We start from the raw sequence: 12,362 nt of genomic DNA on the forward strand, positions 1-12,362 counted from the left end.
AAAAATGGAATAGAATCCAGAGAAATATGAAAGAAAAGTTATGGAAAAACCCATGGTTTTTGTGGAAAAAGTAATGGAAAATGAAAAATCATGTGGAAATTGTCAACAATCAGGAGGAGTAGATGAAGAAAAAAAATGGGCTGATGAAGATTTTGATTTTCCTACCCATATTGCTGTTTGTTTTGCTTGTTGGGTGGATCGGGGTAAGTGAATGGAATGGAGCGCAGGGGAAAGAGATGCCTGTGACAGAGGATGTTCCGGGAGAAAGCCTGGCCCAATCAGCGCCTGAGGCATCAGAAGAAACGGAAGTCCTGACGGTGGGGGAATCCCAACCTCAGGAAGAAAACGCTTCAGGCGGGGAAGAAACAGAGCCAAAACCAGCGGTTCATCTCCTCTTTGCTGGGGATATATTACTATCTAGTCATGTAACGGCTGCTTATGATAAGGAAGGAAGCATAAATGGAGTCCTGGATGAGGGATATCGCACAGAAATCAGCAGTGCAGATATCTTTATGGCCAACCAGGAATTCCCTTTCAGCAGCCGGGGCTCTGCGGCACCGGATAAGCAGTTTACATTCCGCCTGCCGCCCTCCAAGGTTTCCCTGATGAATGAAATCGGAGTGGACATCGTTGCCCTGGCCAATAACCATTCCCTTGATTATGGAACGGATGCTCTTGTGGACACCTGTACAGCCCTTGATGGAGCCGGCATCAGATATGTGGGGGCGGGCCCTGACATGAACAGGGCAAAACAGCTTGAGAAGATAGAAGTGAATGGAAAGGCCATAGGCTTTCTGGCGGCATCAAGGTCTATCCCGATCCCAACTGGGTGGCGAACAGCAAAAAACCAGGAATGGTAAGCGGTTATGACCCAACCATCCTTTTGGAGGAAATTAAAAAGGCAAAAGAAATCTGTGATTATGTGGTGGTCTACATCCACTGGGGAGTGGAGCGGGATGAGAAGCCCCAGGAATACCAGAGGGTCTTGGGAAAACAAATCATCGACGCAGGGGCTGACCTGGTGATCGGAAGCCATCCCCATGTTCTTCAGGGAATTGAATATTACAACGGCAAGCCCATCTGCTACAGCCTTGGCAATTTCATCTTTGGAAGCAGTATCCCAAAGACAGCCCTTATACGGGCACAGGTGGATTTTGCCCAGGGAAGCACCACCTTGTCCCTGGTTCCGGGAACCTCGAAGGCAGGCTATACCAGAACCCTGACCCAGGAAGACGAGATCCAGGGATTTTACCAGTATTTCCAGGGTATATCCTTTGGCGTGTCAGTTGATGAAAACGGTGTCATTCACAATAACGGCAATTAAACTCAGACGAGGTATCTGTCACCCTGCAGATGCCTCGTTCTTTTAACCGTTTTGCCAGAGTGCCGAGGAAAAGCTTTTTATTGCCGCTCCATAAAGGTGCAAGAAGAAGCTTTTTCGGCCCATCTCCGCTGATCCGGTGTATGACAACTTCTGGAGGAAGGATGGCAATGCAGTCAATGACCAGGTCCACATATTCCTCCAGTGTATAGACAGGAACCAGGCCTTGTTCATATTCTGCGGCAAGGTCTGTCCCTTTTAATACATGAAGAAGCTGAAGCTTGATCCCGTCGATCCCATGTTCTCCCAGATGGCCCAGATAGTTTACGGTTTCTAAGATCATATCCCTGGTTTCTCCCGGAAGCCCTAAAATGACATGAGAAATGACCGTAAGCCCGGCTTCCTTTAAATTCTGGCAGGCTTCAAAAAAAGGTATGAAGGGGATATCCTCTCCGGATATGGTTTGCCGTTGATTCGTGAATGGTCTGAAGCCCCAGCTCTACCCAGACAGGCTTGATCCGGTTTAATCTTTTTAACAGTTCCAGGACATCAGGCGGAAGGCAGTCCGGTCGGGTGGCAATGGAAAGGACCGCCACATCCGGATGAGAGATGGCCTGGGTAAACAGCTCTTCCAGATAGGGTACAGGAGCGTAGGTGTTGGTGTAAGACTGAAAATAGGCGATGAAACGGCCTTCCCCGGGTTTTAGCTTCCCCTGGATCCTTTTACGGGCAGATTCGATCTGACTGGTAACAGAGGAATGAAGGCAAGGGATTCGGCAAATTCTCCCGATCCTCCGCCGCTGCAGAAGATGCATCCCCCGGTACCCAGGGTTCCATCCCGGTTTGGACAGGTCATGCCGCCGTCAAGAGCCAGTTTATATATTTTTTTTGTCCGTATTGTTTCTTCATTTCATAGTCCAGGGAATGATAAGGTTTTTCGTTCCAGTACATGTTTTCCTCGTTTCCTCATGTTTGCCTGTGCTTTTCAGGTATAAAGGCATACCCGCAGGTGCTTCCTCCGGGTTTATTTTTGATTGTTTCATTATACGGGAACTCCGGATGAACTGTCAAATTATTTTATGGTTTTTCGTAAAATATTGTATTGTGAAATCTTTGGCATTTTGATATACTCGTAGCAATGACATTACGTTGTCAAAGAATGGGAAAAAAACCATCCAGGTTACCTTTAGCCCCAAAAGCGTGGGCAGTAAATCGGAAAAGGAGAGCAAATGACATGAAAATAAGCGATACGATTCAGCTGCTGGAGTCTAGAAAGTCAGAAAAGCTTATGGCTGCTTTATACGGAGAAGAGGCGGTCAGGGAAAATATAGAACGGTATCAAAGCCTTGTGAGAAACTTCCAGAAGAAATTTCCGGAGGAGGATATAATGTTGTTTTCCTCACCGGGACGTACGGAGATCAGCGGAAACCATACCGATCATAACCATGGAAAAGTTCTTGCTGGAAGCATTAATCTGGATTGCGTGGGCGTAGCTGCAAAAAATAACAGCAGGAAAGTAAATATTATCAGTGAGACTTATAACCAGAGCTTTGAGATTGATTTAGACGACTTAATTCCAAGCGATAAGAAGGCAGGGACCATTGATCTGGTAAAAGGGCTTTTAAAGGGATTTTTAGAGGCAGGGTACGAGATCGGCGGCTTTGATGCTGCATAACCAGCAACGTTATCAGTGCGGCAGGAGTCAGCTCCTCCGCTTCGTTTGAGATGCTGCTTTGCTCTATTTTAAATACATTCTTTAACAATAGTGCCATGGATACCGTGGCTTATGCCCATATTGGCAAGTTTTCTGAAAACGTGTACTGGGACAAGGCTTCCGGCCTTTTAGACCAGATGGCATGTGCTGTAGGGGGACTTATTACCATTGATTTTAAGGACCCGGCAGCTCCGGTCGTAGAGAAAATTGATTTTGATTTCGGTTCTAAAAACCACAGCCTTATTATTGTCAATACAGGAAAGGGCCATGCGGACTTAAGCGCGGACTATTCCTCAGTTCCGGCAGAAATGAAAAAGGTTGCTGAATTCTTTGGAAAAGAGGTCTGCGCCGAAATCACAGAAAAAGAGGTCATTGACAATTTACAGGAGGTCAGGGACTTTGCCGGTGACCGTTCTGTCCTTCGTGCCCTCCATTTCTTTGAAGAGAATAAGCGGGTAGAGGCGGAAGTGGCGGCCCTAAGGGAAAACCGGTTTGAGGACTTCTTAAAGAATATCACTGAATCTGGAAATTCTTCCTGGAAATGGCTTCAGAACTGCTTTACCAATACCAGCTTCCAGGAACAGGGGATCACCGTTGCCCTGGCTCTTACGGAACTTTTCCTGGCAGAGAAAAAGAAAGGCGCATGCAGAATACATGGAGGCGGATTTGCCGGTGTTATCATGACCATGCTGCCGAATGAACTGGCAGATGAATATATTTCCTATATTGAGAAAGCCATGGGAGAGGGCAATGCTTACCGGATGAGCATCAGGCCTTATGGAGCCATTTGTTTCAATGAGATAATCAATCAATAATAATTGTAAATTCTGCCGCTATGGAGTAAAATAGAAGTAAGAAACATTAGAAAAGAACGTGTGGCAGAAGGAGGCGGACATTATGAAAGAAAAGAAAAATCTGGTTATCACCATAGGAAGGCAGTACGGCAGCGGCGGCCGAATCGTGGGAAAAGCCCTTGCAGAGGAACTGGGAATCCATTTTTATGATGAAGAGATTTTGACCATAACATCGGAGCAAAGCGCCGTTGGAGAGGTATTTTTCCGTCTGGCGGATGAAAAGGCAGGAAGCAACCTGCTTTATAAGATCGTAAGCGGCTTAAAGCCCCAGCTTGGGAAACCCTCTACGGATGCGGATATTGTGAAGCCGGACAATCTGTTCCGTTTCCAGTCCCAGGTCATTAAAGAGCTGGCTTCGGAAGAGTCCTGCATTATTGCCGGACGGTGCGCGGATTACATCTTAAGCCGTGAAAAGGAAGAGTTTCCGGGCCTGGTAAAAATCTTTGTTTATGCAGACAACGAGACCCTCATCAAGCGTACCATGGAGGTCGATAATATTGATGAAAAAGAGGCAGCAAAGCGTGTAAAGAAGATCAACCGGGAGCGGAAGGAGTATTACCGCTACTATACCGGCGGCAACTGGGAGGATTGGGACAATTATGACCTGATTATCAATACCAGCTGCATTGATCTGGAACAGACTGCGAAACTGATTAAGGATTATATTAAGCTTAGAGGAATTGAGCTATAGAGGAATCCATAAAACGGCGGCTTTGATTGTAATTTCAAAGCCGCCGTTTTCTTTGTTTAAATGTTTAAGTATATAATGCTTTTACCCCTTTATTGGGTATTTTTGCAGGGCCGTTTTTACATTATCTTAGGGTAAAATTAACCGTTTCATTCCCACATGAAATTTCTAATATAAGAGGGTCCGTTGCAGAAGCTACGCTTTCCGGAATTTCAAAAGCAACATCCCCTTCTTTAGAGGAAAGGGGGTTGACTGTGGAGTCAATCATGGATCTGCTGTATCCCAATAAATGAGTTTGGCTGAATTCATATCCATCACCGTATATTACTTTGGCGTGGGTATCGTCTCCCATAGAAAAAGATGGGAGGAATGAATCTGATTTCTTTCCTTCATTAGATGCTGTCATGGTAATTAATAAATATTTGTTTCCGGATTCAGGAGTAAAATTCCCGTATCCATCTGCTATGGTGTCTAAAATTTGCATGTTACTTACCGTAACGTTCCACTCACCTACTTTGGCGGCTTGTCCCATTGGTATATTCTCTGATACTGCTTCGGTTTCCGGAACAGTGGTGGTTTCTTCTTCAGTGGCAGTTTCTGCCTCAGCAGTGGTTTCTGCTGCCGTTGTTGTTTCAGCTTTTCCAGATGAAGCATTACCACTACATGCGGATGTGCTGAGTGCCACAGCACATAATACGGTACTAACATTCTTTTTTTCATTCTCATTTCCTCTTTTCTTTTGTTAATTTATTAAAAGCCAAAGGCTATTAATCGAAATACTAAGTTTATTCTTATTATTCTATCAAAAATTTTTCATAAATGCCATAGCTTATCCAATTTAATAAGGTAATTGTTTTAAATTATATTATAAATAGATGAAATTAAGGGGCAGGAGCAATTAATATTTTAAGAGACACTGGTTCTAATACTAAATGAATATATGGTATGAATTTTAAACTCATTTGAATCATTAATAGGCGGGTATCCGGTATTCCGGGCCCGCCTATTTACGAAACTATTATTTTTTTGATTAAATTAATTCGGCTGTTTTCTATCTTAAATAAATAAATTCACATTGGATTCTTCTGCATCCCCCAGATAAGCGCCTACACCTCCAAGCTCCACCCCGTCGATCAACTCCTCGGGCTGGATTCCCATGACATCCATGCTCATGGTGCAGGCCACAATTTTTACTCCGGATTTCATGGCCTTTTGGATCAGAGTTTCCAGTGAATCTACATTTTTATCATTCATGATTTTTTTCATCATGGCAGTTCCCATGCCGCCCATATTCATTTTCGACAATTTTAATTTTTTTACTGCCTCTGGGAAGCATGAATCCAAACATGGATTCCACAAGTGATTTGCGGACCGGCTGCTTTTCTGCTTTTCTTAATGCCGTCAGTCCCCAGAAGGTAAAGAACATGGTAACAGGTCTGCCCATGCTGCAGCGCCATTTGCTATGATAAAGCTTGCCAGAACCTTGTCAAGATCACCGGAAAATACGATGATGGTCTTGCCCTCGGCTGCTTCCTTTTGTTCAGGGACAGCAGGACCACCTTTCTTTACCAGGGCAACGTAATCCTTTCCCCGGAGCTCGCAGGCCATAAGCTCATTTCCAGTACGCCTGCACCAGGCGCCGATGTCCCGGGTAAAGCCTGGATCAGAGGCAGATACCTCCATGACCGCCCCATTGGGCATTTTCTTCATGGTTTCAAATACTTTCATGATAGGGCCGGGGCACTGCATCCCGCTGCAGTCTAAGCGCATGGCAGAGGTGGGGATATTATTAGTTTCCATCTGGCCGTTGTCGGCATAACGAGTTTGTTCAGAAGGCTGAACAGCATCTGCTGCATAATGGGTCGACTGATAGAACCTGGCGCCGCCGGGATAAAGCTTGACATTATGAAATCCGTTGTGCATCAGGATGCGGGCGGCATTGTAAGCCCGGACCCCAATGGCGCAGAAGACGATGGTTTTTCTGGAAGGATCCAGTTCCTTTAAACGGTTTCTTAACTGTCCCAGTGGAATGTGGGTTGCATTTGGAAGGGAAAAGGCCATCAGCTCTGCATCTTCTCTAACGTCAAGGAGCACTGCTTCCGGGCTTTGCTCCACTGCATCCCAGGCTGCAAATGCAACCTTTCCTGTAAGCAGGTTTTCAGCCATAAAGCCAGCCATGTTGACCGGGTCTTTTGCAGAAGAGAAGGGCGGGGCATAGGCGAGCTCCAGGTTCTTTAAGTCATGGATTCCTGCTCCAAGGCGGATTGCCACCGCCAGGGTGTCGATCCGTTTATCAACACCATCCCGGCCCACGATCTGCGCTCCGAAGATCTTTTTTCCATCGGAGGAGAAAAGAAGCTTTAAGGTTATGGGCACGGCGCCGGGATAATAGCCTGCATGGGAATTTTGGGTAATAATGATGGTTTCGTAGTCCCTTCCCTTTTGAAGGCCCCTCTTAATCAGTGCTTTTTCATTTGCGCCGGTAGAAGCCACAGCTAAATCAAATACCTTTGCAACGGACGTACCCTGGGTCTTTTCATAGGTTTCCTGCGCCCCTGCAATATTATTTGCTGCAATTCGACCTTGTTTGTTGGCAGGTCCTGCAAGGGGGATCATTGCTGGTTCCTGGAATATAAAGTCGTCGACCTGAATTACATCGCCAACGGCATAGATATCAGGATCCGAGGTCCTTAAATAATCATCGACCACAATGCCGCCCCGTTCATTGACGGCAATGGCGGCTGCTTTTGCCAGTTCACTGTTGGGCCGGACGCCGATGGAGAGGATGACAAGCTCTGCGGAAAGAGTTTTACCGCTTTTTAAAGTAATGGCTACAGAACCATCCTGATCTTCAAACCCGGCAACACCGTCGCCCAGATGGAGTCTACGCCGTTTTGCAGGATGTGCTCGTGGAGCAGCCGGGCCATTTCGTAGTCTACAGGCGTCATAACCTGGTCCAGCATTTCAATAAGTGAAACAGAAAGTCCTGCGTGGCGGAGGTTTTCAGCCATTTCAAGGCCAATGAAGCCCCCTCCGATGACAGCAGCAGTTTTGATTTTATTTTCCTTAATAAGAGCGCGGATGCGGTCGGTGTCAGGAACTGTCCAGAGAGTCTGGATTCGGGAAGATCCGATTCCGGGAATGGGCGGACGGACCGGTGAGGAACCGGTGGAAATGACTAAGGTGTCATAGTTTTCCTCATAGGTTTCCCCGGAATCCAGTTTGCGGACTGTAATTTTTTTATTCTCCCTGTCAATGGAGGTAACTTCATTTTTTACTCTGACATCAATGCCATACTTCTTTTTCATGGCTTCCGGTGTCTGCAGCAGCAATGCATCCCTGGATTTAATTACATCACCCACATGGTAAGGGAGGCCGCAGTTAGCGTAGGAAATGTATTCCCCCCGTTCCAGCATGATGATATTTGCCTCCTCATCAAGCCTGCGCAGCCTGGCTGCACAGCTGGCGCCTCCGGCCACTCCGCCGATAATTACGATCTTTTTCATAATATTCCTCCTGTTATATTTTTAAACGATTCAATGGTCATGTGTTTTTCGTTCAGTATAAACAAATATTTAAAAGATGTCTGTGATTGAGTCACATAACAGTCATTACCCGTGACAATAATTGTGTTTTTTTAAATCGTACATAAAGCAGAAAAATATCTGATTTATTCAATTTTGTGCAATTAAATTTTGCAATACCATTGACAAATGCCCAATAACGATTTATGATAAATATAGTTTTAATAAATGCAATTTTGCACAATATAAGAAGGAGGTACATGAAATGTCTGTTTATGATTTTACAGTGAAAGAAATGGATGGAACAGAGAAACCCTTATCCGATTATGCAGGCAAGGTGCTGCTGATCGTTAATACAGCAACGGTTTGCGGGTTTACTCCCCAGTATACGGATCTTCAGGCCATGTATGACGATTACGCAGGCAAAGGGTTTGAGATCCTTGATTTTCCCTGCAACCAGTTTGGAAACCAGGCACCAGGAGACAACGAAGAAATTCATTCCTTTTGTACCGGACGCTTTGGAGTTACCTTCCCTCAGTTTGCAAAGATTGATGTAAATGGGGAGAATGCCATTCCCCTGTACCGTTACCTGGTGAATGAAAGGGCTTTGAAGGCTTTGACCCGGGACATGAGCTGACTTCCCGTCTGGAACAGAAGTTTGAAGAGCTTAATCCCAATTATAAAAAGGAACCGGATATTAAATGGAATTTCACAAAATTCCTTGTGGATCGCAATGGAAATGTGGTCAGACGTTTTGAGCCGACTGCGGATATGAAGTATGTAAAAGAAAGCATAAAGAGCTTATTGTGAAAAGACAGACGAAGATAGCAGCGATAGAGGAGAGAGAAGTTATGGACTATGAAAAATTAAAATTGGAGAACCAGCTTTGCTTTCCCCTATATGCCTGTTCCCGGGAGATCATCAAACGGTATAAACCATTTCTTGACGAGATCGGGCTGACCTATACCCAGTATATTGCCATGATGGTATTATGGGAGAGAAAGCAGGTCACCATTAAGAAAATGGGCGAGCTTCTGTACTTGGACAGCGGCACCTTGACCCCCTTGTTAAAAAAGATGGAAGCCGCCGGCCTGCTCAGACGGAGCCGGGCCAGAGAGGATGAGAGAAGCGTGATCGTTGAACTGACGGAAAAGGGAGAACAGCTAAAGGACCAGGCTGTAACCATTCCTGACCGGATGTCCCAATGCATTTCCGTTAATAAAGAGGAATCCAGGGATTTGTACCGGCTTCTGTATCAGATTTTAGGCCAGACTGAGGACCCAACAAAAGCACCCCCGCGCGAATTCTAATTTACGCGAGGGTGTTTTGTATTCATGCCTTGACTGTATGAAAGGTTTACCAGGAGAGGTTACAGCATCTGGGAGCCGTAAAATCCATGTTATAAAATTCGCCGATCCCCTGAGGAAAGGTAAAAATGTTAAACGGATCATATTTCTCCTTCACCTTTTTTAATCTGCAAACATGGGTACCATAATATTCTTCAAGATAGCAGGGAAGGCATGCATAGGGGAAATTCACATAGGAGCCGTTGGTAACTGATTCTAAATAGTTGAATTTTTCAGCTACCCAGGCGGCATTTTTACATCTATGGTCTTCAAATACGGTATCAAGCCAGACAATAAAGTTAGCATTGCGGTAGAAAAATGCAGTTTCATCCACATCCACCTCCGCTACCTTGCCTCCCAGGGCATAAAAGGAAATGCTGGCGTAAACGGAACCCTGGGCCCGTTCTTTTATAAGCCCGGCAATATTTAGGCTTTCACAGCTGCTGAAGTCCCGTACAGCAAAACGGCTTGCTGATTTGAATTTTTCAAAGGGAGGATAAAAGTCCCCGATAATTGTAACAGCTTCCAGGAAGGTCACGTATTTTAAACTGTATTTAACGCCTCCAAGCTCAAGGAGGGGGGCAATGATTCCCAGGGCTAACTCAGGAGGTCCGTAAAAGATCCCCCTTGCGATAATCGCAAGTCCTTCAAAAAGATTGTTGTAGATCCTTGAAATCAAGGTTACCCTCTGATCGGCATCTTTCAGCCAGTCCTGCCAGGTCAGCAGGAACAAAGACTGCTTCTCCTGGTCAGCATGGGGATATCTTATGTCAATGAGTGTAACTTTATTTACCTTCTGGGGAAGGCGGAAGGTCATGGAAACAACTACGCCAAAGTTTCCTCCCCCTGCTCCCCGGCATGCCCAAAATAAATCGGCGTTTTCCTGAGAATTGGCATTTATGATGCAGCCTTCGTAATTGACCATACGGATTTCTAAAAGATTGTCACAGCCAAGGCCAAAGTAGCGGAGGAGAGTCCGAAGCCTCCACCTAAGGCATATCCGCCAACCCCAACCGAGGGGCAGGTCCCGCCAGGGAAGGGGTAACCTTTTGATGAGACGAATTCGTACAACTGTTTGTTTGTTACGCCTCCCTGAACGTGAAGTAAATGGCGTCTTCATCTATGGCAAGCTGGTTCATTTCACTTAAATCAATGTCAAGCACATTATCGCCGGTGGAGTAGCCTTCATAGTTATGGCCTCCGTTTCGGATCCGCAGGCAAACGTGGTTCTTTTGAGACCACAAAACCGCATTGCTGACATCTTCATGATTCCGGCAATAAACAATGGCCAGGGGGAATTTTTGGACCGCCCTGTTATATACTTGTCTTAATTCATGATAATAAGGGTCGTCTGGAGTAACAACACGACCGGTGAGCCCGTTAAAATTACAGGTGTTCATGAGGATTGCCTCCTTTCCTAATAACATTTTATTAAGAAGGAGGACATTTGGTTCGGCATGTATATTTTCCGTTCCTTGTCTGTCTCAGCATATCAGTAAATCTTGTTAAGTTCCAGAAACAGTCCGGCGGCCGCTGGGGTGGACTGTCTTCCCGAACAGCATCTGATTTCTTCCATTTTATTTTGTCAATATTTTACAAAAATATAATTTTTATGGGTTGACAGGTACTATTCTGATTTCTAAATCATAAAATATGGAAAATTGTTTAATTGAAAGGCAGTAATCTTATGACTCCTTGCCCTGAAGGATTGTTCTCTTACACGATTCAATCCGGTGATACACTATGGCTTATTTCACAGCGTTTTCGTACTACTGTAGATGAAATTATGGCTGTTAATCCGGGAATAGCTCCAAATAATCTGTTAGTTGGGCAGGTAATCTGCGTTCCCCGCGGAAGCAGGAACCGCAATATGCCAAACCAGACCCAGCCTCAGACCCAACCCCAGACACAGCCGCAGCCAATGACCCGGCCGCAGCCAATGACGCAGCCGCAGACACAGACGCAGCCAATGACACAGCCGCAGACGCAGCCAATGACTCAGCCGCAGCGCAGGCCCCAGACGCAGCCTACAACTCAACCCCAGACTCAGCCACAGACTACTGTTCCGGAAAATCAAAATCTCGAAGATATAATGAATAATTGTCCAGGTGGGATGCAATCCTACACAATTCAAGCCGGAGATACCCTGTGGCTTATTTCGCGGCGTCATTCTATTTCCGTTGACGAAATTATGGAAGCGAATCCAGGTATAAATCCGAATCGTCTGTTTATTGGTCAGGTAATCTGTATTCCACAGGCGGGCGGAAGCCGTAATATGCCTTCACAAGCCCAGCCGCAGACACAGCCAATGACTCAACCACAAACCCAGCCAATGACTCAACACAAACCCAGCCAATGACGCAGCCACAGACACAGCCAATGACGCAGCCACAGACTCAGCCAATGACGAGATCTCAATCCCAGTCTTTTATTGAAGAAGACTGGAGGCGCAGAAACAGAAGGGTCCGGTGTCCGGAAGGATCATATTCACACACAGTTGAAGCCGGTGAAACTCTATGGCTCATTTCACAGCATCATTGTACTACTGTAGAGGCAATTATGGAGGCAAACCCGGGTTTAACTCCTGCTAATCTGTTTGTTGGCCAGGTAATCTGCATTCCTCGCGGAGCAGGATGCGCTGAGCCTGAAAAAAACACATATGCGGCCACGCAATGAGGAAGAGCGGAAAGAGGGCCGCACTGAGAACCTTTGCCCGGGAGGATTGCATTCCTATATCATTGAGGCTAGTGATACCATTTGGATTATTGCCCAGCGTTTTGAGACTACCGTTGAAGCAATCCTGGCTGTAAATCCAGGTATTAATCCAACAAATCTGTTTATTGGTCAGGTGATTTGTATTCCATATGGGCACAGACTGCCACCAGTCTGCCCGACACCCCAGCCGCAGCCAGTTC

The 12,362-nt window shown here is 45.8% G+C and carries 11 protein-coding genes and 4 pseudogenes; 10 read left to right on the plus strand and 5 right to left on the minus strand.

Going from position 1 to position 12,362, the window contains the following annotated elements:
- Positions 1-122 precede the first annotated feature (122 nt).
- On the plus strand, positions 123-860 hold the full coding sequence (locus JCM10519_RS29355) for a CapA family protein (RefSeq protein WP_347843992.1): 738 nt from the start codon (positions 123-125) through the stop codon (positions 858-860).
- Positions 854-1,324 carry a CapA family protein gene (locus JCM10519_RS29360; RefSeq protein ID WP_347843993.1) on the plus strand — a complete coding sequence of 157 codons (471 nt, stop codon included), beginning with the start codon at positions 854-856 and terminating at the stop codon, positions 1,322-1,324. The genes JCM10519_RS29355 and JCM10519_RS29360 overlap by 7 nt, the downstream gene beginning before the upstream one ends.
- On the opposite strand, the pseudogene JCM10519_RS12150 reads toward JCM10519_RS29360, so the two are convergent.
- Positions 1,302-2,272 (minus strand): annotated as a pseudogene (locus JCM10519_RS12150) (TIGR01212 family radical SAM protein). The gene JCM10519_RS29360 and the pseudogene JCM10519_RS12150 overlap by 23 nt on opposite strands.
- 283 nt (positions 2,273-2,555) lie before the next feature.
- Here JCM10519_RS12150 and JCM10519_RS29365 point away from each other — a divergent pair.
- The 3 genes from JCM10519_RS29365 (at position 2,556) to JCM10519_RS12160 (ending at position 4,580) form a co-directional block, all read left to right on the plus strand.
- A complete protein-coding gene (locus JCM10519_RS29365) occupies positions 2,556-2,996 on the plus strand; it encodes a galactokinase family protein (protein ID WP_347843994.1) in 441 nt (146 codons plus the stop codon).
- A gap of 50 nt (positions 2,997-3,046) precedes the next feature.
- Positions 3,047-3,850: a hypothetical protein gene (locus JCM10519_RS29370; protein ID WP_347843995.1), complete on the plus strand. Its 804-nt coding sequence runs from the start codon at positions 3,047-3,049 to the stop codon at positions 3,848-3,850.
- 82 nt (positions 3,851-3,932) lie between these two features.
- Positions 3,933-4,580: a cytidylate kinase family protein gene (locus tag JCM10519_RS12160; protein WP_054739438.1), complete on the plus strand. Its 648-nt coding sequence runs from the start codon at positions 3,933-3,935 to the stop codon at positions 4,578-4,580.
- 121 nt (positions 4,581-4,701) lie between these two features.
- Here the strand turns inward: JCM10519_RS12160 and JCM10519_RS12165 are convergent, their stop codons facing one another.
- Together JCM10519_RS12165 and JCM10519_RS12170 are read right to left on the minus strand one after the other, a co-directional pair.
- On the minus strand, positions 4,702-5,262 hold the full coding sequence (locus tag JCM10519_RS12165; RefSeq protein ID WP_054739440.1) for a DUF4352 domain-containing protein: 561 nt from the start codon (positions 5,260-5,262) through the stop codon (positions 4,702-4,704).
- 371 nt (positions 5,263-5,633) lie between these two features.
- A pseudogene (locus tag JCM10519_RS12170) lies at positions 5,634-8,086 on the minus strand (FAD-dependent oxidoreductase).
- 280 nt (positions 8,087-8,366) lie between these two features.
- Here JCM10519_RS12170 and JCM10519_RS12175 point away from each other — a divergent pair.
- Both JCM10519_RS12175 and JCM10519_RS12180 read left to right on the plus strand, forming a co-directional pair.
- A pseudogene (locus JCM10519_RS12175) lies at positions 8,367-8,911 on the plus strand (glutathione peroxidase).
- A gap of 41 nt (positions 8,912-8,952) precedes the next feature.
- Entirely contained in the window at positions 8,953-9,411 is a 459-nt protein-coding gene (locus tag JCM10519_RS12180; protein WP_054739442.1) for a MarR family transcriptional regulator, read from the plus strand.
- Positions 9,412-9,457: 46 nt separating this feature from the next.
- Here JCM10519_RS12180 and JCM10519_RS12185 read toward each other — a convergent pair whose 3' ends face one another.
- Together JCM10519_RS12185 and JCM10519_RS29375 are read right to left on the minus strand one after the other, a co-directional pair.
- Positions 9,458-10,372, minus strand: coding sequence for a BBE domain-containing protein (locus JCM10519_RS12185; protein ID WP_347843996.1), 915 nt, complete (start codon positions 10,370-10,372; stop codon positions 9,458-9,460).
- A gap of 157 nt (positions 10,373-10,529) precedes the next feature.
- Positions 10,530-10,847 carry an FAD-binding protein gene (locus JCM10519_RS29375; protein WP_347843997.1) on the minus strand — a complete coding sequence of 106 codons (318 nt, stop codon included), beginning with the start codon at positions 10,845-10,847 and terminating at the stop codon, positions 10,530-10,532.
- 287 nt (positions 10,848-11,134) lie between these two features.
- Here JCM10519_RS29375 and JCM10519_RS29380 point away from each other — a divergent pair.
- The 3 genes and pseudogenes from JCM10519_RS29380 to JCM10519_RS29385 form a co-directional block, all read left to right on the plus strand.
- A pseudogene (locus JCM10519_RS29380) lies at positions 11,135-11,284 on the plus strand (LysM domain-containing protein); the annotation flags it as partial.
- Between the two features lie 156 nt (positions 11,285-11,440).
- On the plus strand, positions 11,441-11,806 hold the full coding sequence (locus tag JCM10519_RS12190; protein ID WP_347844009.1) for a LysM domain-containing protein: 366 nt from the start codon (positions 11,441-11,443) through the stop codon (positions 11,804-11,806).
- A 363-nt stretch (positions 11,807-12,169) separates the two neighbouring features.
- A partial coding sequence (locus JCM10519_RS29385) for a LysM domain-containing protein (protein ID WP_347843998.1) occupies positions 12,170-12,362 on the plus strand: 193 nt, incomplete at its 3' end.

The organism is Clostridium sp. NkU-1 (assembly GCA_001312405.1).